Raw genomic sequence first — 24,190 nt, 5'->3', positions numbered from 1 at the left:
TGCAAGTTGACGCGCATGGCGTCCCCACCTTCGTCCATCCCCACGGATTTCCCGAAACACACGGTTCAAGGAGTGCGCTATGAGTAACGCAAACGCAGGGGCCCTGCACCCCAATCACGCTCCGGAGTCCACGCGCTGGATCCAGCTGGTCGTCGGCGTGGTCTGCATGATCGCAACCGCGAACATCCAGTACGCCTGGACGCTGTTCGTGCCTGAAATCCAGGAAACCTACGGCTGGTCACGCGCCAGCATCCAGATCGCCTTCACCGTGTTCGTGCTGGTGCAGACCTGGCTGGCGCCGATCGAGGGCTACTTCATCGACAAGTTCGGGCCGCGCATGATGGTGGCCTTCGGCGCGCTCTTTATCGGCACGGCGTGGGTCATCAACTCGCAGGCGACCACGCTGATGGGCTTCTACGTCGGCGCCGCGGTCGGCGGCCTGGGCGTGGGCTCCATCTATGCGACCTGCATCAACAACGCGCTGAAGTGGTTCCCGGACCGCCGCGGCCTCGCGGTCGGCCTGACCGCCGGCGGCTATGGCGCGGGCTCGGCGGCGACCATCCTGCCGATCGCGGCGATGATCGAGTCGCAGGGCTTCCAGCACACCTTCCTGTTCTTCGGCCTGCTGCAAGGATCGCTCGCCTTCGTCGCGGCATGGTTCCTGCGTTCGCCCAAGACCGGCGAGGTGCGTGGTTCGAAGAAGCTGGCCCAGGCCACGCGCGACTACACCCTCAAGGAAGCGCTGTGCACCAAGCTGTTCTGGCTGATGCTGGTGATGTTCGTGCTGGTCGTCACCGGCGGCATGATGGCCGTGGCCCAGCTCGGCGTCATCGCCAAGGACCTTGGCGTGAAGGAATTCAAGGTTGACCTGCACTTCTTCGTGATGGCCGCATTGCCGCTCGCCCTGATGCTCGACCGCATCATGAACGGCATCTCGCGTCCGCTGTTCGGCTGGATCTCGGACAACATCGGCCGCGAGAAGACGATGGTGATCGCCTTCACGCTGGAAGGGCTGGGCATCATCGCGCTGGGTTACTTCGGCAGCGACCCGTACGCCTTCCTGATCCTGTCCGGCGTGGTGTTCCTGGCCTGGGGCGAAGTCTACTCGCTGTTCTCGGCACTGGCGGGCGATGCCTTCGGCACCAAGCACATCGGCAAGATCTACGGCGTGCTGTACACCGCCAAGGGCATCGGCGCACTGTTCGTGCCGATCGGCAACCTGCTGATGGAAGCCACCGGCACCTGGTCGACGGTGCTCTACACGGTGGCGGCAATGGACCTGACCGCTGCGTTCCTTGCCATCATGGTGCTGCGGCCGGTGCTGGCCTCGCACGTTGCGACCTCCAGGCAGCAGTTCGCGAAGGAATCTGCCGCAGCCGGCGCGCAGGTGGCGGCCTAGTCCACGCGCCGCGCTTCAGATAGACGGATCCACTGTAGTTGGCTGGGCGGGCTTCTTCGGAAGCCCGCTTTTTTTGGGCGTCACCGATTAGAATGCGAAGCTCGATCCACCGGCGATCTCGATGCCTCTCGCACGCGCAATCACCATAGGGCTGCTGCTGTCCACGCTCGCAGGCTGCGATTTCCTGCGCGGCTATGCCGATGGCCAATCCTCGGCCATGCGGGAGTTTGCCGGCAGTGGCACGCCGGCGCAGATCGGCGCGGCGCGCTTTGTGTTCGACGACTTCGGCGGCCTGAGCACTGATACGCTGGAATCCAACGCGCTGCCATGGAAGCTGGCCACGACCGCGCTGGTGCTTGCCAACGCCCCGGATGCGGTGCCTGCGCCGCAGACATTGCGGCGCGCGCTGCGGGAGTTCGGGTTTGTCTATCCCGACGGCATCCTGAACTGGCCGCTTGCGCAGCAGCCGCGCTTCGACAAGCCGCTCGGCATCGTCAGCGGCACCGTCGGCCGCGACCTGCCCAGGATCCGGCTGGAAGTCTCTAACCTGGGGTGCGCGGCGTGCCATGCGGGCGTGACCTACGGCAAGGACGGCCAGCCCAGCGGCAAGGTGTGGCTGGGTTTGCCGAATACCTCGCTCAATCTCGATGGCTTCGTCAACGCGGTCTACCTCGCGGTCAAGCGGGTCAAGTCCGACCCCGACAAGCTGCTGGTCGCCATTCCGAAGCTGTATCCCGATACCTCGGCGGACGAACTGGCGACCATCCGCAAGTTCGTCTGGCCGCGGCTGGTCAGGCGCATCGACGAACTCGCGGCCAGCGGCGATGCGCCGCTGCCGTTCAGCAATGGCGCGGCCGGCAGCACCAATGGCGTGGCGGCGCTGAAGTTCCAGTTCCATCTGCTCTCCGCCGGGACGGGCGCGAGCGGCTCGACCTCGATCCCGGAACTGGGCGACCGGCGCCTGCGCTCGTCGCTGCTCTATGACGGGGTCTATGCCAACAAGGGCGCGGCGCGCTTTGCGCCGGTTGCCGCGGATGCGGCCATGGATCCCGGGCGTCTCGCGCATATCGTGGCCTTCTTTACCGTGCCGACCATGGGCATGCCGCCGGATCGCGCCAGCCGCGCCATCCCGCAGGTGGAGGACGTGATGCGGTTTATGGCGGGCTACACGCCGCCGCCGTTTCCCGGACCGGTCGACCGGGGCCGCGCGGCACGCGGCGCCGGCGTTTACGCGGCGCAGTGCGCGCAGTGCCATGGCAGCTACAGCCAGGACGCGGCGCGTCCCCGGCTGGTCAGCTATCCCAACCGGCTGGTGGCGCAGGCGGAACTCGGCACCGATCCCACGCGCTGGCAGGCGATCGATGCGAGCCTGCTGCAGGCCATCGGGCGCTCCGCGCTGGGCAAGCATATCGATGCGGCCAACACCGGCGGCTATGTGGCGCCCGTCTTGTCGGGCCTGTGGGCGACGGCGCCTTACCTGCACAACGGCTCGGTGCCCACGCTGTGGCACCTGATGCATCCGGAGGCGCGGCCGCGCCGGTTCTGGGTGGGTGGGCATGCGCTGGACTACGCCAAAGTGGGCATTGCCGGGCGGCCCGATGCGCAGGGCGCGTGGGCCTATCCTCCGGACTACCGGCCGTGGTCAAGCCCGGTGCTCTATGACACCGCGACCACGGGGCGGGACAACCGGGGCCATGAGCGGGAGTTCAGCGCCTTGCCGGAAAGCGACAAGGATGCGCTGCTGGAATTCCTGAAGCTGCTCTAGCGCGGGCCGTCCGCCTGCAGCAATTCCGCCGCCGGCAGCCTGGCGCTGCGCGGAATCGCCGCGCCAGGCGCCGGGCCGAAACGCATCACGTTGACCAGCCGGTGGCCCGCTGGCAGCGCCTGGTGGTCCGTCAGCAATGCCGCGTAGCGGGGCGAATCGGACAGGGCCGACATCGGCACGCCGGCAAAGCCGAGGGCGGCCATGCCCAGCCAGAAGCGGTACCAGCGGCGCCCGGCCTCGAAGTCTGTCACGTCGTGCGCGGCGTGGATCAGCACGATCCGGGCGGCGCTGTTGACCTTGGCGGCGTCCGCGGCCAGCAGGCCGGTCAGCGACAGCGCCGACAGCGCGCGCACTACGGCCGGACGCAGGGCCACCGACGCTGCCATCGCTTCCCAGCGCGACAGCGCCATGCACTCGGCCGACAGTCCGTCGCGGGTCCAGCCAGCGGCGCGCGGGGACAGGCGCATCCAGTGGTAAAGCTCGCGCACAAAGGCCGGGTCGTGGAAGGCGGCCGCGGCGGCAGCCTCATGCCAGCTGGCGATCTGCGCCGTGCTGGCGGGCTCCGCCGCCATGGCAACCGGGGCATGAGTGGCGATGCACTGGTCCATGGCCGCGAGCTGCGCGGCGTCGGCAGGCGCGAACGTGCCGCGCCAGGTGCGGCGTTGCTCACAGGCGGCAGCCAGCGGATCGGCGCAGGCGCCCGGCCGGAGCTCGCCTGTGGCCGCGACGCGCGGGCCGGCAGCCGCGGGCGGGTAGGGCAGTGCCGCGACCTCCGGCGGCGAAAGCGCAAAGCCGATGGCCGACAACGCCAGCGCCATGCCTTCCCACGCCATGCCCAGCGCGACCCGGTTATCCCGGCCGGTCGGGTCGCCTACGGACAGCCAGCGCGCGGGATCCTCCAGCAGCAGGATGCGGTCGCCGGCAAAGTGCCAGCGGGCCGGCTGGATATTGTGGGCACTCGGGGCGCGCGCGGCCTGCGCGACCAGGGCCAGTTGCTGGTCTGGTGTCAGCATCGTAGGTTGCCATTCTCCGGCGCCAGCGCCCGGCGGAACAGGTGCAGGCGGTGCAGTTCGGTGGCGCCCAGCTTTTCCATCTGCCGCAGGCTTGCGCCATTGGTATCGGACACCCAGCTGATGCCCAGGTGCGAATAGCCGGCATCGCGCATCGCCGTCAGCAGGCGATGCAGCAGCACGCCGTTGACGCCCTGGCCGTGGAACGCCTGGCGTACCGAGAAAAAGATCACCGCCGCGCGCTTGCGGCTGGCGCGGAACCGCAGCAAGTGCCACAGCGTCGACCATGTCAGCCGGAATCCGGTGGCACGCAGGAACGGGTTGAGGTCCGGCACGCACAGCAGCACGCCGGCCGGCTCGCCGCGGTAATACGCGGTGTACGACAGGCGCTCGTCGATGATCCACATCATGCCGGCGCAGGGGTAGAGGAATTCCGCTTCCGTCAGCGGCACGAACATCGGGTTGCCGGCAAAGCCGTCGTTCAGCACGGCGCACGCTTCGCGCAGGCGCCCTTCAAAGCCGCGGCGGCGGATCGGCGCGAAACGCCAGTCCGGATCGCTGGCCAGCGCACGCTGCCGGTCGCCTAGCAACTGTTCGGGGTCGTAGCCGCGCACGTCCATCTCGAAGGTGCGCATCGGAAAGAAGCGCTCGAAGCCGCAGGCTTCCAGCAGCCGGGCAATGTGCGGCGGCGTGTATTCCTGGTAGGTGTACGGCGCGTGCCCGAAGCCATCGGTGACGATGCCGATCATCTGCGTAATGGTCAGGTTGAAGCTGCCCGCCAGCTCGTCGCAGCCTTGCCGGCTGGCCCATCCGGCAGCCGCATCGAGCAGCGCACGCGCGACGGCGATGTCGTCGATGCAGTCGAACAGGCCGAAATATCCGCGCTTCTGCCCGTACCGCCGGTTAGAGGCATCGTGCACATGGGCCAGGATGCGTCCCACGATCTGCCCGTCGCGGTGCGCGGTGTACCAGGTGCGGCGCGCAAACTGCCGGAACAAGGGGTTTTTCGCTGCATCCAGCGCGCGCGCGAGGTCGCCCTTCATCGGCGAGACGAAATGGGTCTGGTCGCCATAGCAGGCGAACGGCGCGGTGAAGAACGCATCGAAATCGCCTTCGCGCAATTCCACGGTCATGCGGCCTCCTGTCGGCGCAGGTGCCGCGCCAGCCGCAGGATCACGGCGGCGCGCAGCTCGCCGATGGCGGCGTTGGCGCCCTGCGGCAGGTTCAGCAGCACCACCATGGCCGGTTGCCGTGCGATCAGCAGGGCGTGGGTCATCTCGTGGCGCTCCATCAGGTCGACCAGTTGCTCCGCGGCTTCGATGCCGTTGCCGACGCCGCTTGCCTGGGGCTGCCGGGCCCACCCCCTGGCATCACCGATCGACACCGGCTCGCGCCGCTTGCCGGCCAGCGCGAACAACTCGCCCAGTGCATAGCCAGCCAGCTCGGCGTCGCCCAGCACCACATGGTCGGCCGTCTGCGGCAGGCGCCGCAGCGAATGGAGGAAGCCGTCCGGCGTATCGAGCCGGGCATGGAGCAGCCAGCGCAGGAAGGCGTTGCCGTCGCCAGCGAGCGACACAGCGCGGATGCGGACAAAGATGGCGGTCAGCAACACCCAGGCCAGTGCCACCGGCATGCCGCGCACGCCGGCCTGCCAGAATCCCTGGCCCGGCCCGTGCGACGCCAGCGCCATGGCACCGGCCAGGACCACGGCAAAGACCAGCGCGGTGGCAATATGCGCGAGCAGCCCGCGCACGACGCGCTGCGAATCGGACAGGTTCAGCAGCACGTAGACAAAGGCCAGCGCCCCGAGCGCGCCCAGCCGGACCGGCACATGCCCAAGTTCCTCGCGGAAATCCGTCGCCATTAGCGGCACGGCCAGCGCCACCACCACGACCACCGCGCGCGCCAGCCGCTCTTCATTGCTGGACAGGTCGGCATCGCGCAGCCAGAGCAGGAACCAGCCGTTGCTCGCCGTCACCATCGCATAGCAGGCCAGGAAGGCCAGCAGCAGCGGCACGTTGGCGGACAGGTCGGCAACGAGGTTGATGACGAAGAACACCACCGACACACCGAGCGCCAGCAGTTTCAGCCACAACGGATGATGGCGCCGCAGCAGCTGTTCGGCGAACAGCGTGGTCGCGATCGGCAGCAGCGTGGCCGCGGCGAACACCAGCCGGCCGAGTAGTCGGCTGAGAAGTGGGCCGAGAAGTGGGCCGAAATGCGGTCCGCCGAGCAGCCAGGCAAAGCCCCGGACCGCCAGCAATGCGGTCAGCACGCCGAACAGGAACAACCCGGTGCCGGTGCCAGCTTCGCGGCGTGTCCACAGGAAATGCAGGTAGAGGCCGCAGCCCAGTGCGCCCAGCCAGGTCACGGTGACATCGCTGGCAAGCGCGTTAATCACGGAACAGCCTCGCCATGAAGCGGCGCACCGCGGCGCGCACCAGCCACGCCGCCAGCGCATTGCGCGGAGTTTCGACGCGCATGGTCCACGGGTTGAAGAAATAGCCGCGCGCATCCGCCAGCCTCGGCCGCTCCAGCACCAGCTTGGCTGCCTCGAAGGCCATCAGGTTGCCGGTGGTGATTACCATCGGCGCGAACGACATGCGCTTGCGCTTGCCCGAAAGCAAGTCCTTCGCAATCGAAAGATCGACATGGCGGACCGAGCTGGAATGGACCATGACGTACTCCAGCTCCTTGCCCAGGCAAGCCTGCCGGATCTCCGGCGTCAGCGCCCGCCAGTCCATGCCGGCGGTCGGATAGCCCAGGCGCGTCTCCGGCCGCGGGTCGTGCGGCCGCACCACGGTGACCGAGGGCAGCGGCGCGGTATAGGCATCGATGACGGTGGCGCCATGCTCGCGCGCCTTGCGGTAGAGCGCGATGCCCGCGGCCATGTCGTCCATGCCGTTGACCACGATCGGGTAGCGCGCCAGCAGGTCGTCGAGCCGCCCCGGCCAGTCCTCGCCCAGCGTCTCGATCTGCAGCGCGGGGTTGACCTGGCGCAGCTGCGCGACGGTGGCCTCGACCTTGCCGACGCCGACGGTGGCCAGGCTGGCAAACACCTGCCGGTTCATGTTGGACACTTCGAACACGTCGAAGTCGGCCAGCGCAAAGCCGCCGACGCCCATGCGCGCCAGGGCCTGCAGGCAGGCGCCGCCCATGCCGCCGACGCCGCAGACCAGGATGCGCGCGTCGCGCAGCCGCTGCTGCTCGGCCTCGGTCACGAAGCCGATATTGCGGGTGGTGAATTCTTCGTAAGAAAAGGCAGGCGATGCGGTCATGCGTGGTTCCTTGCGCGCAAGTCTTCCATCGGCTCGCGCGGGTTCAGCCAATGCACCAGCGGCAGGACGATCCGGCCGAGCGCGAGGAACGCCACCTGCGACAAGATCGCCGGCAGCGAGTCGCGCGGGACTTCGCGCAGCAGGTACTTGCGCGCGCTGGCCAGGTCCAGCCGCGCAACCTGCAGGAAGTCGTCGCCGCGCTGGTAGTCGAGCTCGCGCTGGCACAGCGCATTGACGCGCTCGTCGCGGTGCTTGGGCGCCGCGTCGAAGGTCTTCTTGAGGTTGTCCGAGCCGCCGCGATACGCGTCGGTGATGACAAAGCGGGCCTCGTCGAAGCCGGCATCCGCGTCGACGCCGAAGACATGGCGGTGCGATTTCATGATCTCGCGCGCCACGCTCAGGTGCTCGAAGCTGCGCCGCGACGGCGCGAACGGATTGGGATACGCCGTGACGAAGACTTCGGCCACCTTGCCGATGATCGCCGGCACCTGGGTCACGTTGCTGATCCAGATCGGGCGCAAGCCGCGGCGGAAGAACAGCAGGATGCAGGTCAGGCCGTACAGCCCCCAGGAAAGTCCCTGCGTGCGATAGCCGGGATCGACCATCACCAGCCCGAGGTGGATGGCCTCTACCGGCCGTCCCCTGACCTCGATCGGCATGATCGACAGCGCGTTGAAGGCGATGGGATGGCCGCTGTCCCGGTCGTAGAGCAGCGTGACCACGGCGCGGCGCAGCCGCTCGGGATCGCCGGACAGCACCCCGTAGTCGAGATCCTTGCCGATGCCCCGCCGCACCACGCCGCGCATCTGGGCCAGCATGGCGTCGAGCCGGGCGCTGTCCATCCACAGCCCGGGCCGCTCGACCACCCGGATGCGCACGCTGCGGCTGGCGTTCAGGGTCAGGTCCAGGTAGCGCAGCCGCTGGCGGATTCGACGGATGACTTGGAACATGCAGGTCTGCCCGATGCCTTGTTCTTATGTAAGCGGTCCAGTAACTCCGGGAAACGGAGGTGCAGGGCGCAGCATATAACAAGATCGGGGCCAGTACGCAATTCGACAAGGCCGTGACCGGGCAATTGCCCTGGGCCTCACTGGCAGGTGCCGAAGTCACGGCGCAGCGCAGCGCGGCGGTGCGCGCCGCCCATGCCGCAATCGATGACGAAGAGACGGGGCGGGTCCTGTTCACTTCGGGCTCGACCGGCGTTCCCAAGGGCGTGCCGCTGTCACACCGCAACCTGCGGTCCGTGGGCGCGCGCTGTTCCAGGTGCAACCTGCCGCGCACGTCGCTTGTGCTGCATAGGCACGGCCAGGCCGGCAGCCAGCCGGCCTGACGCAACCTCGCATGGGCGGCGGCCCGGCCGCCCGGCAAGACTGTACTCCCCGGCCATCCCGCGCTTTGTACGTCTCCGGCGCCACCCCGCCGGCCTACTCTGGTGTCACCGCAACGATCCGGACGCGACCCCTGGTCCAGCCCCCCGGATGCCCCCGTCGTTACAGGACACCACGCCAATGAGCACCCCGACCCCCGAGAAAGGCCACATCGCCCCCTACACCCATCCCGCCGCCGGCTGGGGTGCGCTGAAGTACGTTGCCATCAACCTGATCAAGGAGAAGGTGGCCGGCGGCAAGTACAAGATGCTGTTCAAGCAGAACCAGGCCGACGGCTTTGACTGTCCCGGCTGCGCCTGGCCGGACCGCCAGCACGCGTCGACCTTCGAGTTCTGCGAGAACGGCGTCAAGGCCGTGGCCGCGGAAGCCACCAGCCTGCGCGTCACGCCGGAATTCTTCGCGCAGCACACGGTGACGTCGCTGATGGCGCAGACCGATTACGAGCTGGAGCAGCACGGCCGCCTCACGCACCCCATGGTCTATGACGCGCAGACCGACAAGTACCGCGCGATCGCCTGGGACGAGGCCTTTGCCATGATCGGCCGCCACCTGAATGCGCTGCCGGACCCGAACCAGGCCGCGTTCTACACGTCGGGCCGCGCCAGCAACGAGGCCGCGTTCCTGTACCAGCTGTTCGTGCGCGCCTACGGCACCAACAACTTCCCCGACTGCTCGAACATGTGCCACGAAGCCACCAGCCGCGGCCTGCCGCTGACGGTGGGCGTGGGCAAGGCCACCGTGGTGCTCGATGACTTCGAGCATGCCGACACCATCCTGCTGTTCGGCCACAACGCGGCCACCAACCATCCGCGCATGCTGGGCGATCTGCGCGAATGCGCCCGGCGCGGCGCGACCATCGTGTCGATCAATCCGCTGCGCGAGCGCGGCGTGGAGCGCTTTACCAGCCCGCAGCACCCGGTGGAGATGCTGACCGGCTCCAGCACCAGGATTGCGTCGATGTTCGTGCAGCCAAAGCTGGGCGGCGACTTCGCGCTCATCAAGGGCATGGCCAAGCGCCTGGTCGAGCTCGACGACGAGGCGATCCGGCATGGCCGCGAGCGGCTGGTCGATGTCGACTTCGTGCGCGAGCACACCATCGGCTTCGGCGCCTTCGTCGAAGACCTGCGTGCGGAAAGCTGGGCCGACATCGTCTCGGAGTCGGGCGTTTCGCTGGAAGACATCGATGCGCTGACGCAGGTCTATGCCCGCGGCAAGCGCGTGATCGCCTGCTGGGGCATGGGCCTGACGCAACACAAGCATTCGGTGCCGACGGTGCAGCTGCTGTCCAACCTGATGATGATGCGCGGCAATATCGGCCGTGAGGGAGCCGGGCTGCTGCCGGTGCGCGGGCATTCGAACGTGCAGGGCGACCGCACCGTGGGCATCGAGGAAAAGCCAGAAGCGGCGTTCCTGGACCGCCTGGGCGCCGCCTTCGGCTTCGAGCCGCCGCGCGAGCACGGCTATGACGTGGTCGAGACCATTGCCGCGATGCTGGAGGGCAAGGTCAAGGTCTTTGTCGGACTGGGCGGCAATTTCTCGACCGCCACGCCGGACACGCCGCGCACGCACGAGGCGCTGCGCCAGTGTGCGCTGACGGTGAATATCGCTACCAAGCTCAACCGCAGCCACCTGGTGCACGGCAAGGAGTCGCTGATCCTGCCGACGCTGGGCCGCACCGAAATCGATATGCAGGACGGCGTGCCGCAGGGCGTGACGGTGGAGGATTCGGTCTGCATGGTGCATATCTCCTTCGGCATGAACGCGCCGGCGTCGCCGCACCTGCTGTCGGAGACCGCGATCGTGGCGCGCATGGCCGCCGCCACGCTGGGTACCGGAAAGATCGACTGGCTCTGGTACGCGCAGGACTATGCGCGTATCCGCGATGCCATCGAGCAGGTGATCGAAGGCTTCGACGACTACAACGAGCGCGTCGCCGTGCCGGGCGGCTTCCACCTGACGCCGCCGGCACGCAACCGGATCTGGCAGACGCCGTCGGGCAAGGCGCAGTTCCTGGTCCACGGCATCGACAAGGACACCCCGATCCACCGCGCGCGGGACCAGTACGGCGACAAGCTGATGGTGATGATGACCACCCGCTCGCACGACCAGTACAACACCACGATCTACGGCCTGGATGACCGCTATCGCGGCGTGTTCGGCCTGCGCCGGGTGGTCTTCATCAACTCCGCCGACCGTGCAAGGCTTGGCCTGGAGGCGGGGCAGCACGTCGATATCACCAGCGTCTGGGACGACGGCGTGCAGCGGCAGGTCGAGGACTTCGTGCTGGTCGACTACGACATCCCGCAGGGCTGCCTGGGCGCCTACTATCCCGAGACCAATCCGCTGGTGCCGCTGGAAAGCACCGGCGACGGCTGCGGCACGCCGACTTCGAAATCGGTGCCGGTGCTGCTGACGCCGTCGCGCAGCCAGCCGGCAGTGGCGGCGTGAGCGTGGCCGGCGCTTGCCGTCGCCCCACGCAAACGCTCCTCTCCCGCGCAGTGGGAGAGGGAGCAGACCGGCAGCATTTCACAGGTTCATGAGGTCCCCATGCATTGCTTCGAACAGGCCGGACAGATCGACCAGATCCAGCACACAGGCTATGAATCCCGCCCTATCGTCCGCCACAAGGACATCGCGGCGCGGCCGGCGCTCGACAACGTGGCGGAGGAAGTGCCGGTGGCCCTGGTCTACAACGGCATCTCGCACGCCGTGATGATGGCCACGCCGCTGGACCTGGAAGCGTTCGCCGTGGGCTTCTCGCTGACGGAGGGCATCGTTGCCCACAACGCGCAGATCCACGACACCGAAGTCCGCGTGCACCGGCACAGCGCCGAAGTCCAGCTGCAGATCAGCGAGCAGGCCTTTGCCGCGATGAAGGCGCAGCGCCGTGCGCTGGCGGGCCGCACCGGCTGCGGCGTGTGCGGCATCGAGAGCCTGGAACTGCTGGACCTGCAGCCTGCGCGTATCCGCGAGCCGGCACGGCGGCTGGTGCCTTCGCGCGGGTTGCTCGAGCGCGCCGTGTCGGCGCTGCCTTCGCACCAGCGGCTGATGCGCGCCACCGGTGGCGTGCATGCGGCGGCGTGGTGCAACGCCAGCGGCGAGATCCTGCATGCGTTCGAAGATGTCGGCCGGCACAACGGCCTGGACAAGCTGATCGGCCACCTGGCCATGCAGCGCGTGGCGCTGGACGACGGCTTCGTGCTGCTGTCCAGCCGTGCCAGCTTTGAACTGGTGCGCAAGGCCGCGCGCATGAACATCCAGATGCTGGCGACGATCTCGGCGCCGACCTCGCTGGCGATCCGCATAGCCGAGCAGGCCGGCCTGCGCCTGCTCAGCTTCTGCCGCGCCGACGGCTATGTCGATTACACCGCCGCCGCGCCGGGCATGACTGGAGAAGTGGGAGGGGCAGCGTGCTGAGCTTCGACGAGGCACAGGCAGTGTTCGCCATGAGCGCGGAGCCGGTCCGCGAAACGGAGACCGTATGGCTGGGACTGGCGACGGGGCGCGTGCTGGCACGCGACCTTTGCGCCGTGATCGACACGCCGGCAGCCGACCGCAGCGCGATGGACGGCTACGCCGTGCGCAGCGAAGACTGCCGCGAGGCCTGCCTGCCGCTGCAGCAGGTGGTCTACGCCGGCACGCGGCCCGAGCCGCTGTTGCCGGGCCATGCCATCCGCATCTACACCGGCGGCGTGATCCCGCCCGGCGCCGACGCGGTCGTCGCACTGGAGGATGCCGAGGAAAGCTACCGCGGCGTGGTGTGCGCGCGCGCCCCCGGTGCGGGCCAGCATATCCGCCGCAAGGGCGAGGACGCCCGCCGCGGCGACCTGCTGCTGCCCGCCGGCACGCTGCTGCAGGCTGGCCATATCGCCGCGCTGGCGTCGCAGGGCCTGGCCGAAGTGCCGGTCTGCCGCCTGGTGGAAGTGGCGGTCGTGACCTCGGGAGACGAGGTCGCCGCCAACGACGAGCCGCGCGACGTCTACCAGGTGCATGACGTCAATGGCCCCATGCTCGAATCGCTGGTGCAGTCCATGGGCGCGGTAGTCTGCTGCCATCGCCATGTGCGGGACGACGAGCGGGCGCTGCACGACATCCTGCGCGAACTGGCCGCCGATGCGGACCTGGTGCTGGTGGCGGGCGGCGCCTCGGTCGGGCAGCGCGACCTGGTGGCCGCGGCGCTGGCCTCGGCCGGCGGGGAACTGCTTTGCCGCGGCGTCGACATGAAGCCCGGCAAGCCGGTCACGGTGGGGCGCCTGCGCGGCAAGCCAGTGGTTTGCCTGCCCGGCAATCCGGCCGCGGCGTATGCCACCTTCGCGCTGCTGGTGACGCCGCTGCTGCGCCGGCTGCAGGGCCGCGCGGTGCTGTTCCCGCCGGTAGGGCGCGTGCGCGCGGCGCTGCCGGGTGCGCGGGCGCAGCGCGGTGATGCCTTCTGGCGTGTCGGCGAGCCCGGCAGCCCGGCCGGCCGGGACAGCCTCGTGCAGGTCACCGCGCAGCAGGGCGCGGCGTCCGTGTCCGCGCTCGGCCACGCCAGCGGCTTTGTGCGCGTCGGGCCGCACAGCGCCGGATCGCTCCATCATGTGCCGCTGCCGTACTATGATCTCCATCGTTGGCTCAGCTAACAAGATCGGCAACACGGCAGGCGGGGAGCGCAGCGTGACACTATATGAAAAACTGGCTGCGGATATCGAGGCGCTGGTGCAGCAGGGCGTGCTGCTGCCGGGCGAGCGCATTCCGTCGGTGCGGCAGGCCAGCCAGCACCACCGCATGAGCATCACTACGGTGATCCGCGCCTATGTGCTGCTGGAGAGCCGCGGCGTGATCGAAAGCCGGCCGCAGTCCGGCTACTTCGTCCGCGCACGCCCGGGCGAGCCGGCGATCGAGCTGCGTACGTCCCGGCCCAGCGCCAAGCCTTCGGCGGTCGACGTCAGCGCGCTGGTGCTTTCCACGCTGCGCTCGATCCGCTCGGACGAGGCCGTGCCGCTGGGCTCGCCTTATCCGGATCCGTCGCTGTTCCCGTGGCAGCGCATCAACCAGTACGCCAACAACATCGCGCGCCGCTATGCCAAGTGGACGCTGCTCGACGACTTGCCTCCGGGCAGCCCCGAGCTGATCCGGCAGATCTCGCGCCGCTACCTGGAGAACGGCCAGGCCATCGACCCCAATGAAGTGATCGTCACCATCGGCGCCACCGAAGCCATCAACCTGTGCCTGCAGGCGGTGGCAAAGCCGGGCGACACCATCGCGGTCGAGTCACCGACCTACTATGCCATGCTGCACGCGATCGAGCGCCTGGGCATGCGCGCCATAGAGGTCGCGACCGATCCCGTGGAAGGCATCGACCAGGAGGCACTGGCCCGGCTGATCGACGAGAAAGGCGTGAAGGCGTGCATGGTGATGCCGAACTTCCAGAACCCGCTCGGCTTCCACATGCCCGACGACAGGAAGCGCAGCCTGGTGGCGATGCTGACCGAGAAGGACATCCCCGTGATCGAGAACGACGTCTACGGCGAGCTCTATTACGGCGAAGCCCATCCCAGCTCGCTCAAGGCCCACGACAAGGCCGGCATTGTGCTGCATTGCGCCTCGTTCTCCAAGACGCTGACCAATGCCTACCGCATCGGCTGGGCGCTGCCGGGCCGCTACCGCGAAGCGGTGGAGCGGCTCAAGTTCCTCAATACGCTGACCACGCCGGCGATCCCGCAGCTGGCGATCGCCGAGTTCCTGAAGAACGACGGCTACGACTTCCACCTGCGGCGCGTGCGCAAGGCCTATGCGCAGCAGGCCAGCATCATGGCGGCGGCGGTGCGCCGCTTCTTTCCCGAAGGGACGACCACGTCGCGGCCCGCGGGCGGCTACGTGCTGTGGGTGCAGCTGCCGGAAGGCATCGACGCCATGGAGATGTACCACGCGGCGCTGGAACACCGCATCACGGTCGCGCCGGGCCATATGTTCGCGCCAGGGGCCACCTACGCTAACTGCATCCGGCTGAACTACAGCGCCGAATGGTCGCCCGGCATCGAGTCCGCGGTGCAGACGCTGGGCAAGATCGCGCAGCACCTGCTGGCGCGCAGCCGGCAGCACGAACAGGAGAAGCCGGGCCATGCCGGACCATGACATCGATCCCGCCATCCTCGCCGCGTTGCAGGTGCTGAACCAGGCCCCGCGCGACGCTGCCACGGCGCCCTGGTCGCTCGCGAAGATCGCCAAGCGGGCGCAACTGCCGATGAGCGTGCTGCGGCGCGTGCTGACGCAGCTGCAGTCCGCGGGGCTGGCCGATTTTGCGATCGACGAGGCGGGACACGGCCACGCCAGCCTGACGCAGGCCGGGGCGGAGCTTGCCGCGCAGGCGTTCCCGCAGAATGACTGAACGGCTCAGCCGCCCACCAGCGACATGCGTACGGTGGGGTATTGGCACTTGCCGCTGGCAAGCCGTTCCGCGCGCAATTCGCCGCGCAGTTCGGAGTAGCGGTCGCCGCGCGCCTGCCATGCCTGGCTGATGGCATCGGCGAGTGCTGCACCCGGGCGAGTGGCCGACAGGTGCGGACGCAGGTCGACGGAACTGGTGGCGAACAGGCACAGGTGCAGGCGGCCATCGACCGAAACGCGTGCGCGGGTGCAATCGCCGCAGAACGGGTGCGATACGCTGGAGATAAAGCCCAGTTTCAGGCTGCCATCGGCCAGCATGTAGTTGCTGGCCGTTTCCGCATCCCGCCGCGCGACCGGCAGCAGCGCATGCGTGCGCTCGACCATGGCGCGGATCTCGGCGGAAGGCATCACGCGCGACTGCGACCAGCCGCGCGGGCCCTCCACGTCCATATATTCGATAAAGCGCAGCGTGACGCCGGTGCCACGGAAGTGCTCGACCAGGGGCAACACCTGCGCGTCGTTGGTGCCGCGCTCGACCACGCAGTTGACCTTGACCGGAGCCAGCCCGGCGGCGCACGCGGCATCGATGCCTTCCAGCACCCGTGCCACCGGGAAACCGACGTCGTTCATGGCGCGGAACACGCCGTCGTCCAGGCTGTCCAGGCTGACCGTGACGCGGCCCAGGCCGGCGTCGCGCAGCGCGCGGGCCTTGCGCGCCAGCAGGCTGCCGTTGGTGGTCATGGCCACCTCGACCGGCTTGCCGCCGGGGGTGCGCAACGACGCAATCGCTTCCACCAGCGCTTCGATCCCCTTGCGCAGCAGCGGCTCGCCGCCGGTCAGCCGCACCTTCTCGACACCGAGGCCGACGAAGGCGCGGACGATGCGCAGCAGCTCGGCATCGCTCAATCGTTGCTGCGCCGTCAGGAACGGATAGTCGGGCCCGAAGCGCTCTTTAGGCATGCAATACGTGCAGCGAAAGTTGCACTGGTCGATCACGGAGAGCCGCAGGTCGCGCAAGGGCCGGCCAAGCAGGTCGCGGCAGGCCTGGTCCGGCGCGATGGTGGCCAGGGTGGCGGGGTTGGCTTGGGTAGCGTGCTGGGTCTGCGCAGGCGCGGCTTGCATGGCGGCTCTCCCGGGGGCAATGGGGTGGGGCATGCCGTCCATGGTAAGGACGGCTCGCGGCCCGGCAGGCGCACACTTCGGGCCGGCCCGCAGCAGAACAGTTGGCGCCTATTCGTGCGCGTCGCGGATGCGCACCGTGGCGGTCTGGCCGGCGATCAGGCGTACCCCGGGCGGCACCTTGTCCAGGGCGATGCGCACCGGGATGCGCTGTGCCAGCCGCACCCAGTTGAAGGTCGGGTTGACGCTGGGGAGCATGTTCGGCCCGCTGCTGCGGTCCTGGTCTTCGATGCCGGGGGCAATGCTCTGCACCCGGCCGCGCAGCGGCGTGGGCAGGCCCATGATATGTACCTCCGCGGCACTGCCGACCCGGATCGCGGGCAGCTTGGTTTCCTCGAAATACCCTTCGACGAACTGGGTGCCGCTCGCCACCACCGACAGCGCCGGCCGGCCGCGGCTGGCAAAATCCCCAGCGCGCGGCAGGCGGTCGCTGACATAGCCGTCCACGGGGCTGGTTACGCGGCAGCGGGCAAGGTTCAGGCTGGCCACGTCCACCGCGGCATCGGCCGTGGCGACGCGCCCCTGCGCGCTGTCCGCCGCGGCGGGATCGCGGCGCGCCAGGGCCAGCGCCGCGCGTGCCGAGGCGGCCTCGGCCTGCGCCACTCGCAACGCCAGGCTGAAGCGCGCCTCGTCCACCACGAACAGCACCTGGCCGCGCCGCACCCAGGCATTGCCATCGACCATCACGGCCGTGACCAGGCCGGAGACATCGGGCGCGACCTGGATCACGTCCGCGCGCACATGGCCGTCGCGCGTCCACGGTGCTTCGGTGTAGTACTGCCAAAGATGCCAGGCGGTCAGTGCCGCCGCGACCACGGCCGCCAGGGTCACCGCGTAGGGGCCGAGCAGCGAAAGCTTGCGATTCATGATGGAGCCTGCCAGGCGAGCGCGACGATCGCGCCCAGCACGAGGATATAAAGCGAGAAGTTGAACAGGGACCGGTGCCACACGATGCGGTAGAAGCCGATCCGGCCGAGCACGGCGCGCACGCCGGCGGTGATGGCGAACGCCGCCAGCATCCACACCACGGTGGCCGGCACGAAGACGCCGTACAGGTCGAACTCAGTGGCGTGCATGAGGGCGTCCCTGGTCCGGATACAGCGCCAGCCGCAGGGTGGCGAGCGCCGCCAGCGCGGCGCGGGGGCTGGCGTGGAAATTCGTGGCCAGCGCCGCGGCGGCAGCGTCGATCCGCGCGGCCAGCGCCACAGCGGGTGTGCCGGCATGGCCGATGCGCGCGTACTGCCGGTAATGCCGCGCCACCCCTGCCAGCACGTGTTCCACGGCGCGGCGGCGCTCGGCCGGGCCATCGGCACAGGCGCGCCGCAGCGCCAGCACGGCGGCTTCCACCAGGAAGTCGGCTGCGGCAAGGCCGGCCGGCCTGGTGCTGGCGTTGTTGCGGCGCGTCAGCGGCGGCCACTGGCGCAGCAGCCGGTCCAGCATGCGGCCGCGCAGCCGCGCGCTGTTGACCGCCGCGCGCGGATGCGCGGCCAGCGCGATCTCGTTCCAGTTGGCCCTGGCCAGCCGGTAGGCCACCAGCTGCTGGCCGAAGGGCTGCATCAGCACGGCCCACAACGCGGCGAACACCAGCGCCGCCAGGCTTGCCAGGCTGCTGTTGAAGATGCCGGCGAAGCTGGCTGCACCGAGGTGCTGCGGCCCGGGGAACGACGCCGCGGTGACCGCCAGCAGCACCCCGAACAGCGCATTGCGCGGCTGCGTCGTCATCGCGCCGATGAACAGGTACGGAACGAACAGCAGCGCCACCAGCGAGCCGAAGTCATGCGCCAGCACCAGCACCACGAACTGGTAGTACCAGGACAGCAGCGCGCAGGCGATGCCCCACGCGATCACCCGGCCGGCCACCAGGCGCGGCTCCGCGGTGCTGGCGATAAAGCAGCTGGCAAGCGCGGCCAGCCCGGCCGGGACGGCGCCGTCGATCCAGCCCGAGGCCATCCACAGCAATCCCGCCATTAAAGTGGCCGAGCCGGCGGTGGCGGCGCGGAACAGCAGTTGCGCGTGATCGTGGTGGCGCGCCCGTCCGGCGGGCTCGACCCGATAGCGCAGCGTCGCCGGGTCGCTGCCATGCTGGCGCAGGCTTGCCTGCAGCAGGCGGCAGTCTTGCCACAGCTCGGCCAGCTCATCGAGGTAGGTACTGGTGGCCGCGACCAGGCGCGCATGCCAGTCCGCGGATGGTGCCGGTGCAGTGCCCGAGGGTAGCCAGGAAGGCACCGGGCGGCTCGCGCCCCGCTCGCCGGCGATCCATGCCAGGGTGGCGCGCAGCCGTTGCGCCACCGCGTCAGGCATGCCCGCCGGGTGGCGCCGCAAGGCGCCGGCGGCATCGGCAAGCGCCAGCACCAGCGGCAGCAGGGCCGTCATGCGCTGGTGCAGGGCGCGCGCGTGCCGCAGTGCCGGCGCACCGTCGGTCTCATATCTGAGCTGGGCGAGCTGCGTCTCCATGGCCAGGATATCGGCGGCCAGCAGGCTGAAGCTGTCGTGGCGCTGGCCCGCGCTGGCACCGGTGGCGCCGGTGGCCATGATGTCGCGGATCCAGCGCGAGGCATGGTCCAGCCAGGCGGACGCGCGCGCAGCCAGCGCCGGGGTGGTGCGCACGGGAAAGACCACCGCGCTGACCACGCTGGCGCAGGCGATGCCGATCACGATCTCCTCGATACGGGCAAGGCCCACGCCGAACACGGCCGCCGGATGCGTGACCGTGGGCAGCGCCACGATCGGCAGCGTGTAGGCGGCCAGCAGGCAGATGTAGTTGCGCGGCGCCGGCTCCAGCAGGGACAGGTAGAGCAGGGCGCCGGTCCAGCACGCGATCGCGGCCATCAGCAGCACGGGCTCGTCGACCAGCAGCGGCACCAGCACCACTGCGGACACCGCGCCCAGCAGCGTGCCGAGGATGCGGTAGGTGCCCTTGGCGTGGGTGGCGCCGGCCAGCGGGCTGGATACCAGGTACACCGTGGCCATGGCCCAGTACGGCCGCGGCAGGCCGAGCGCCAGCGCCACGCCGAGCGCCAGCATGGCCGCGCCGAACACCTTCAGCGAATGCAGCCACGGCGCGTATTCCGGGCATGCTGCCGCGAGCGCGCGGAGCCAGCGCTGTGCCTCGGTGGCATCGGGGGCATCCGGTGCATCGTGGCCCGGCAGCGTGGCCCGGGGAAGCGGGTTGGACGAGGCCATGCTTCAGCCCGACAACCCGACCGCCCGCATCAGCAGCCGCATCAGGCTGGCGCACACGAAGACCGTGCCGACGCCCGCCAGCCACAGGGCCAGCAGCCAGCCCAGCCGCGACGCGAGCCGCGAACGCATGAGCCTGGCCATCAGTGGTACCCCTCCCCGCGCTTGACCTTGCCGCGGAACACATAGTAGGACCAGGACGTGTAGGCCAGGATGATCGGCACGATGAACAGCGTGCCGACCAGCGCAAAGCCCTGGCTTTGCGGGGCCGACGACGCATCGAAGATCGAGATCGACGGCGGGATGATATTGGGCCAGATGCTGATGGCCAGCCCGGTATAGCCCATGAAGATCATCAGCAGCGCGTACAGGAACGGCGCCACGTTCGGCTGCTGGTGCAGCGAGCGGTAGATGCCGGCGGCCGCGACCAGCACCAGCAGCGGCACCGGCAGGAAGAAAAACAGGTTGGGCAGCGCGAACCAGCGCTCGGCAATGCCCGGATGCGTCAGCGGCGTCCACACGCTCACCGCCGCGATCATGGCCACCATCACGCCCGTCAGCACGTTGGTCACGCGCAGCATGGTCCATTGCAGCCGGCCCTCGGTCTTCATGATCAGCCAGGTGACGCCCAGGAAGGCGTACGTGATCACCACGCCCACGCCCGCGAAGATCGGGAACGGCGCCAGCCAGTCCAGCGCGCCGCCGGCATAGGTGGTGCCATCCATGGCAATGCCATCGATATAGGCGCCCAGCGTCACGCCCTGGAAGAACGCGGCCATCACCGAGCCCCACGTGAAGGCGGCATCCCAGTACGGGCGGCTGCGGTCGCTGGCCTTGAAGCGGAATTCGAAGGCCACGCCACGGAAGATCAGTCCCAGCAGCATGAACATCAGCGGCAGGTAGAACGCGGTCAGCAGCACCGAGTAGGCCAGCGGGAAGGCGCACAGCAGCGCCGCGCCGCCCAGCACCAGCCAGGTCTCGTTGCCGTCCCAGACCGGCGCCACGGTGTTCATCATCACGTCGCGGTCATGGCGGTCGCCGACGAAGGGGAAGAGGATGCCGATGCCAAGATCGAAGCCGTCCATGACGACGTACATCATCACGCCGAAGAAGATCAGGGCGGCCCAGATAACGGGAAGGTTGATACCCATGTCGATCACCTGTTCAGTGTTCAGGAATCGCGGCGGCCGTGGCGGGCCATCGCGTGGGGTTCGGAAGCCGCGGCGATGGCGGCGGGAACGACGCTGCCGGGGCCGTAGGACGGTGCCTCATGCGGATGTGCGTCAGGGGCGGGGCCGGCGCTGGCCAGCTTGAGCATGTAGCGGATGCCGACGCCGAAGCAGACGAAATAGACCACCACGAACAGCGCCAGCGACAGCGCCACCGGGCCGGCCGCATGCGCCGACACGGCGTCCCGGGTACGCAGCAACCCGTACACCACCCACGGCTGGCGCCCGATCTCCGTGGTCATCCAGCCGGCCAGCAGCGCGATCAGGCCGGTGGGGCCCATCGCCACGGCCAGGCGCAGGAACGCCCTGGACCGGTACATCGCGCCGTTGCGGCGCAGTATCCATCCCAGCAGGCCGAAGCCGATCATCGCCACGCCCAGGCCCACCATGGTGCGGAAGGTAAAGAACAGCACGGTGGCGTTGGGGCGGTCTTCCTTGGGGAAGTCCTTCAGGCCGCGGATCTGCCCGTCAAGGGTGTGCGTCAGGATCAGGCTGCCCAGGCGCGGAATCTCGATGGCGTAGCGGGTTTCCTCGCGCTCCATGTCGGGGATGCCGAACACGATCAGCGGAAAGCCGTTCTTGTCATCCTTCGCGGCCGTGTTCCAGTGCCCCTCCAGCGCCGCGATCTTGGCGGGCTGGTGCTCCAGCGTGTTCAGGCCGTGGGCGTCGCCCACCATCGCCTGGATCGGCGCGGTGACCAGCACCATCCACATCGCCAGCGACAGCATCTTGCGCGCGGCGGGCACGGCGCGCCCGTGCAGCAGCTGCCAGGCCGACGACGCCGCCACGAACAGCGCCGTGGACAGCAGCGCGGCGATGACCATATGGGCGAGGCGGTAGGGGAACGACGGGTTGAAGATCACCTCCAGCCAGTCGGTCGGCACCACCTTGCCGGCAACGATGACGTAGCCGGCGGGCGTGTGCATCCAGCTGTTGGACGCCAGGATCCAGGTGGAGGAAATCATGGTGCCGAGCGCCACCATCACCGTCGAGAAGAAATGGAGCCCCGGCCCGACGCGGTTCCAGCCGAACAGCATCACGCCAAGGAAGCCCGCCTCCAGGAAGAAGGCGGTCAGCACCTCGTAGGTCAGCAGCGGGCCGGTGACGCCCCCGGCAAACTGCGAGAAGCCCGACCAGTTGGTGCCGAACTCATAGGCCATGACCAGGCCGGAGACGACCCCCATGCCGAAGTTCAGCGAGAAGATCTTGATCCAGAACTGGTACAGGGTCCGGTAGACGGTGTCCCGGGTCTGCAGCCAGCGCGCTTCCAGGAATGCCAGGAAGCAGGCCAGCCCGATAGTGATGGCGGGAAATAAGATGTGGAAGGAAACCGTGAACCCGAACTGGATTCGGGCAAGGTCCAGGGCTGTGAGTCCGTGCATTGAGGTGCTCTCCGTGGGGGGCGCCGCCGGCAGATGGGCCGTACCGCGACATTACGGACAAGGGTACGGGTGACAGCCTGCCCGCCAGGGATACAGTTCTGGGGGAACCGTTCAAGCTCAGTTGTTCGGGCCGGGGCGACGCTGGCCAGGCGCGTGGGCGCCACCAGTACAGATAGCGCCGTTGCGCGGGATCACAGGCCGGGATGGATCCCGCGGCATCGACGGGCCCGGAGCCAGGGGCAATCGCATCGGGCGCCGCCGCAAGCACGGAGCGTGCTGCAGCGGACAGCCTGCGCGGTTGCTCAGCTGAACAGCGTCATGGCCTTGCCGAGGGTCGACCAGATGCCCGCGCCCAGCGGGATCAGCACATAGGTCCAGAACGCGAGCAGCAGCAGTGTCTTGCCGAAAGTGCGGCCGTTTTCCATGGTTTGTCTCCTGTGTTCTTGATGGCAGGCCCAGTCAGGCCGCGCTGGCCGCTTCGCGCAGGTGGTGCCGCGCATGCACCGGCCGGATCAGCAGGTTGCAGGCGAAGCCCACCACCAGCAGTCCCGCCATGATGTGCAGGGTGTCGACGTAGACCTCTGACCTGGGCACGCCCAGCGCCAGCTTGTACTCGCGGATGTAGTTCACCAGCGCCGGTCCGGCAATGCCGGCGGCGGCCCATGCGGTCAGCAGGCGGCCATGGATGCCGCCCACGTACGCGGTACCGAACATGTCGGCCAGGTACGCCGGAATGGTGCTGAAGCCGCCGCCGTACATGGTCAGGATCAGGAAATAGCAGGCCACGAACAGCGCCACGTTGCCGGCCGCGCCGATCGCCGGCACGGCCAGGTAGAGCGCGGCCCCGAAGGCGAAGAAGATGGCGTAGGTCAGCTTGCGGCCGAAGTAGTCGCTGGCGGAGCTCCACAGGAAGCGTCCCGTCATGTTGCCGATGCTGAGCAGGCCGACGAAGCCGGCCGCGGCCGCGGCGGTGATGGTGCCCTTGAAGGTTTCCTGGATCATCACCGCTGCCTGGCCCAGCACGCCGATGCCTGCCGTGATGTTCAGGAACAGGATCAGCCATAGCAGGTAGAACTGCGGCGTCTTCAGCGCCTGGTCGATATGCACGTTGGCGTGCGTGACCATCTTGCTCGCCTTGGCCTTGGGCACAAAACCGGCAGGCGCCCAGCCCGGGGCCGGGATGCGGATCGCCAGCGCGCCAAGCGACATCGAGATGAAATAGATCACGCCCATGACCAGGAAGGTCTCGGCCACGCCCGCGCTGGTGGCGCTTTTGAAGTGGTTCATCAGCGCGACCGACAGCGGCGCGCCGATCATCGCGCCGCCGCCGAAGCCCATGATCGCCATCCCGGTGGCCATGCCGCGGCGGTCGGGGAACCAGCGGATCAGCGTGGACACCGGCGACACGTAGCCAAGCCCGAGCCCGATCCCGCCCAGCACGCCGTAGCCCAGGTACAGCATCCAGATCTGGTGCAGCCAGATTCCCGCCGCCGACACCAGGAAGCCGCCGCCGAAGCAGCATGCGGCCGTGAACATGGTGCGGCGCGGCCCGACCTTCTCCAGCCACTTGCCCGCGAACGCGGCCGAGATGCCAAGGAAGAAGATCGCCAGCGAGAACACCCAGCCCAGCGTGGTCAGCTGCCAGTCGCCCGGCGCCGCGCTCGTGACGCCGATGATCCGTGTCAGCGGTTCGTTGAAGACCGAGAACGCGTAGGCCTGGCCGATGCACAGGTGCACCGCCAGCGCGGCGGGCGGCACCATCCAGCGGTTGAAGCCCGGCCGGGCGATGATCGCTTCCTTGGAGAAGGGCGATGGCCGCGATGCTGGCCGCGATGGCGATGGTCCTTGCGATGGCCCGGAACGGTGTTGCTCCTGCTTGGCGGGTGTTTGCGCTTGCGCGGAATAGGACATGAAGTTGTCTCCTACCTGGAAGTGGCAGCCTCTTGTTGCGCGGGTGCGCCGGGCTGAGGCGCGTCGTTCAGCAAGAGCTGTGCCGGTGGCCGATACCGTTTGC

General features: G+C 68.7%; 22 protein-coding genes. 8 read left to right on the top strand and 14 right to left on the bottom strand.

What is annotated here, in order from left to right:
- Positions 1-79: 79 nt before the first annotated feature.
- A complete protein-coding gene (gene oxlT / locus E0W60_RS01600; RefSeq protein WP_133094557.1) occupies positions 80-1,399 on the top strand; it encodes an oxalate/formate MFS antiporter in 1,320 nt (439 codons plus the stop codon).
- A gap of 121 nt (positions 1,400-1,520) precedes the next feature.
- Positions 1,521-3,164, top strand: coding sequence for a c-type cytochrome (locus E0W60_RS01595; protein ID WP_135702803.1), 1,644 nt, complete (start codon positions 1,521-1,523; stop codon positions 3,162-3,164).
- On the opposite strand, the gene E0W60_RS01590 is transcribed toward E0W60_RS01595, so the two are convergent.
- From E0W60_RS01590 to E0W60_RS01570, 5 genes are read right to left on the bottom strand one after another with little or no spacing between them, the layout of a single operon-like run.
- A complete protein-coding gene (locus E0W60_RS01590) occupies positions 3,161-4,177 on the bottom strand; it encodes a hypothetical protein (protein ID WP_135702802.1) in 1,017 nt (338 codons plus the stop codon). The two genes, E0W60_RS01595 and E0W60_RS01590, sit on opposite strands and share 4 nt — an antisense overlap.
- On the bottom strand, positions 4,171-5,307 hold the full coding sequence (locus tag E0W60_RS01585) for a GNAT family N-acetyltransferase (RefSeq protein WP_135702801.1): 1,137 nt from the start codon (positions 5,305-5,307) through the stop codon (positions 4,171-4,173). The genes E0W60_RS01590 and E0W60_RS01585 overlap by 7 nt, the downstream gene beginning before the upstream one ends.
- Entirely contained in the window at positions 5,304-6,575 is a 1,272-nt protein-coding gene (locus E0W60_RS01580; RefSeq protein ID WP_135702800.1) for a hypothetical protein, read from the bottom strand. The genes E0W60_RS01585 and E0W60_RS01580 overlap by 4 nt, the downstream gene beginning before the upstream one ends.
- Positions 6,568-7,452, bottom strand: a complete 885-nt coding sequence (locus E0W60_RS01575; RefSeq protein WP_135702799.1) for a HesA/MoeB/ThiF family protein — start codon at positions 7,450-7,452, stop codon at positions 6,568-6,570. The genes E0W60_RS01580 and E0W60_RS01575 overlap by 8 nt, the downstream gene beginning before the upstream one ends.
- On the bottom strand, positions 7,449-8,402 hold the full coding sequence (locus E0W60_RS01570; RefSeq protein WP_135702798.1) for a hypothetical protein: 954 nt from the start codon (positions 8,400-8,402) through the stop codon (positions 7,449-7,451). Before E0W60_RS01570 ends, E0W60_RS01575 begins: the two co-directional genes overlap by 4 nt.
- A 59-nt stretch (positions 8,403-8,461) precedes the next feature.
- On the opposite strand from E0W60_RS01570, the gene E0W60_RS01565 reads away from it, so the two are divergent.
- From E0W60_RS01565 to E0W60_RS01540, 6 genes are all read left to right on the top strand, one after another.
- The gene (locus tag E0W60_RS01565) at positions 8,462-8,782 is read left to right on the top strand and encodes an AMP-binding protein (RefSeq protein WP_135702797.1); all 321 of its coding nucleotides are present in this window, start codon (positions 8,462-8,464) and stop codon (positions 8,780-8,782) included.
- 178 nt (positions 8,783-8,960) lie between these two features.
- The gene (locus E0W60_RS01560; RefSeq protein ID WP_135702796.1) at positions 8,961-11,288 is read left to right on the top strand and encodes an FdhF/YdeP family oxidoreductase; all 2,328 of its coding nucleotides are present in this window, start codon (positions 8,961-8,963) and stop codon (positions 11,286-11,288) included.
- A 99-nt stretch (positions 11,289-11,387) separates the two neighbouring features.
- Positions 11,388-12,257, top strand: coding sequence for a formate dehydrogenase accessory sulfurtransferase FdhD (fdhD, locus tag E0W60_RS01555; RefSeq protein WP_135702795.1), 870 nt, complete (start codon positions 11,388-11,390; stop codon positions 12,255-12,257).
- Entirely contained in the window at positions 12,251-13,459 is a 1,209-nt protein-coding gene (locus E0W60_RS01550; protein WP_135702794.1) for a molybdopterin molybdotransferase MoeA, read from the top strand. Before fdhD ends, E0W60_RS01550 begins: the two co-directional genes overlap by 7 nt.
- Positions 13,460-13,493: 34 nt before the next feature.
- Entirely contained in the window at positions 13,494-14,954 is a 1,461-nt protein-coding gene (locus E0W60_RS01545; RefSeq protein WP_133094566.1) for a PLP-dependent aminotransferase family protein, read from the top strand.
- The gene (locus tag E0W60_RS01540; protein WP_133094567.1) at positions 14,941-15,207 is read left to right on the top strand and encodes an Rrf2 family transcriptional regulator; all 267 of its coding nucleotides are present in this window, start codon (positions 14,941-14,943) and stop codon (positions 15,205-15,207) included. The genes E0W60_RS01545 and E0W60_RS01540 overlap by 14 nt, the downstream gene beginning before the upstream one ends.
- A 5-nt stretch (positions 15,208-15,212) precedes the next feature.
- On the opposite strand, the gene moaA is transcribed toward E0W60_RS01540, so the two are convergent.
- The 9 genes from moaA to E0W60_RS01500 all read right to left on the bottom strand — a co-directional run bounded on the left by moaA (position 15,213) and on the right by E0W60_RS01500 (position 24,087).
- Positions 15,213-16,328: a GTP 3',8-cyclase MoaA gene (moaA, locus tag E0W60_RS01535; RefSeq protein WP_135702793.1), complete on the bottom strand. Its 1,116-nt coding sequence runs from the start codon at positions 16,326-16,328 to the stop codon at positions 15,213-15,215.
- A gap of 108 nt (positions 16,329-16,436) precedes the next feature.
- Positions 16,437-17,252 (bottom strand): HlyD family efflux transporter periplasmic adaptor subunit, encoded by an 816-nt coding sequence (locus tag E0W60_RS01530; protein ID WP_135702792.1) that lies wholly within the window; start codon positions 17,250-17,252, stop codon positions 16,437-16,439.
- Positions 17,249-17,461 (bottom strand): DUF1656 domain-containing protein, encoded by a 213-nt coding sequence (locus tag E0W60_RS01525; RefSeq protein WP_135702791.1) that lies wholly within the window; start codon positions 17,459-17,461, stop codon positions 17,249-17,251. Before E0W60_RS01525 ends, E0W60_RS01530 begins: the two co-directional genes overlap by 4 nt.
- A complete protein-coding gene (locus E0W60_RS01520) occupies positions 17,448-19,568 on the bottom strand; it encodes an FUSC family protein (protein WP_135702790.1) in 2,121 nt (706 codons plus the stop codon). Before E0W60_RS01520 ends, E0W60_RS01525 begins: the two co-directional genes overlap by 14 nt.
- A 3-nt stretch (positions 19,569-19,571) precedes the next feature.
- On the bottom strand, positions 19,572-19,697 hold the full coding sequence (locus E0W60_RS01515; RefSeq protein WP_431189862.1) for a DUF2474 family protein: 126 nt from the start codon (positions 19,695-19,697) through the stop codon (positions 19,572-19,574).
- An 11-nt stretch (positions 19,698-19,708) separates the two neighbouring features.
- Positions 19,709-20,716 (bottom strand): cytochrome d ubiquinol oxidase subunit II, encoded by a 1,008-nt coding sequence (gene cydB / locus E0W60_RS01510; RefSeq protein WP_135702788.1) that lies wholly within the window; start codon positions 20,714-20,716, stop codon positions 19,709-19,711.
- Between the two features lie 20 nt (positions 20,717-20,736).
- The gene (locus E0W60_RS01505; RefSeq protein ID WP_135702787.1) at positions 20,737-22,176 is read right to left on the bottom strand and encodes a cytochrome ubiquinol oxidase subunit I; all 1,440 of its coding nucleotides are present in this window, start codon (positions 22,174-22,176) and stop codon (positions 20,737-20,739) included.
- Between the two features lie 302 nt (positions 22,177-22,478).
- On the bottom strand, positions 22,479-22,601 hold the full coding sequence (locus tag E0W60_RS37305; RefSeq protein ID WP_198065771.1) for an MFS transporter small subunit: 123 nt from the start codon (positions 22,599-22,601) through the stop codon (positions 22,479-22,481).
- Positions 22,602-22,635: 34 nt separating this feature from the next.
- Positions 22,636-24,087, bottom strand: coding sequence for an L-lactate MFS transporter (locus E0W60_RS01500; RefSeq protein WP_135702786.1), 1,452 nt, complete (start codon positions 24,085-24,087; stop codon positions 22,636-22,638).
- Between the last annotated feature and the right edge of the window lie 103 nt (positions 24,088-24,190).

This window comes from Cupriavidus oxalaticus (assembly GCF_004768545.1).
GTDB lineage: Bacteria > Pseudomonadota > Gammaproteobacteria > Burkholderiales > Burkholderiaceae > Cupriavidus > Cupriavidus oxalaticus_A.
This window is presented reverse-complemented; position numbering and strand designations above follow the sequence as displayed.

Bases quoted from the DNA above. Each gene is read 5' to 3' on its own strand.
- cydB (WP_135702788.1), bottom strand. From the start codon at position 20,716: ATGGGTATCAACCTTCCCGTTATCTGGGCCGCCCTGATCTTCTTCGGC.
- E0W60_RS01505 (WP_135702787.1), bottom strand. From the start codon at position 22,176: ATGCACGGACTCACAGCCCTGGACCTTGCCCGAATCCAGTTCGGGTTC.
- oxlT (WP_133094557.1), top strand. From the start codon at position 80: ATGAGTAACGCAAACGCAGGGGCCCTGCACCCCAATCACGCTCCGGAG.
- E0W60_RS01560 (WP_135702796.1), top strand. From the start codon at position 8,961: ATGAGCACCCCGACCCCCGAGAAAGGCCACATCGCCCCCTACACCCAT.
- E0W60_RS01575 (WP_135702799.1), bottom strand. From the start codon at position 7,452: ATGACCGCATCGCCTGCCTTTTCTTACGAAGAATTCACCACCCGCAAT.
- E0W60_RS01540 (WP_133094567.1), top strand. From the start codon at position 14,941: ATGCCGGACCATGACATCGATCCCGCCATCCTCGCCGCGTTGCAGGTG.
- E0W60_RS01570 (WP_135702798.1), bottom strand. From the start codon at position 8,402: ATGTTCCAAGTCATCCGTCGAATCCGCCAGCGGCTGCGCTACCTGGAC.
- E0W60_RS37305 (WP_198065771.1), bottom strand. From the start codon at position 22,601: ATGGAAAACGGCCGCACTTTCGGCAAGACACTGCTGCTGCTCGCGTTC.
- E0W60_RS01590 (WP_135702802.1), bottom strand. From the start codon at position 4,177: ATGCTGACACCAGACCAGCAACTGGCCCTGGTCGCGCAGGCCGCGCGC.
- E0W60_RS01515 (WP_431189862.1), bottom strand. From the start codon at position 19,697: ATGCGTTCGCGGCTCGCGTCGCGGCTGGGCTGGCTGCTGGCCCTGTGG.
- moaA (WP_135702793.1), bottom strand. From the start codon at position 16,328: ATGCAAGCCGCGCCTGCGCAGACCCAGCACGCTACCCAAGCCAACCCC.
- E0W60_RS01520 (WP_135702790.1), bottom strand. From the start codon at position 19,568: ATGGCCTCGTCCAACCCGCTTCCCCGGGCCACGCTGCCGGGCCACGAT.
- E0W60_RS01525 (WP_135702791.1), bottom strand. From the start codon at position 17,461: ATGCACGCCACTGAGTTCGACCTGTACGGCGTCTTCGTGCCGGCCACC.
- E0W60_RS01595 (WP_135702803.1), top strand. From the start codon at position 1,521: ATGCCTCTCGCACGCGCAATCACCATAGGGCTGCTGCTGTCCACGCTC.
- E0W60_RS01585 (WP_135702801.1), bottom strand. From the start codon at position 5,307: ATGACCGTGGAATTGCGCGAAGGCGATTTCGATGCGTTCTTCACCGCG.
- fdhD (WP_135702795.1), top strand. From the start codon at position 11,388: ATGCATTGCTTCGAACAGGCCGGACAGATCGACCAGATCCAGCACACA.
- E0W60_RS01500 (WP_135702786.1), bottom strand. From the start codon at position 24,087: ATGTCCTATTCCGCGCAAGCGCAAACACCCGCCAAGCAGGAGCAACAC.
- E0W60_RS01530 (WP_135702792.1), bottom strand. From the start codon at position 17,252: ATGAATCGCAAGCTTTCGCTGCTCGGCCCCTACGCGGTGACCCTGGCG.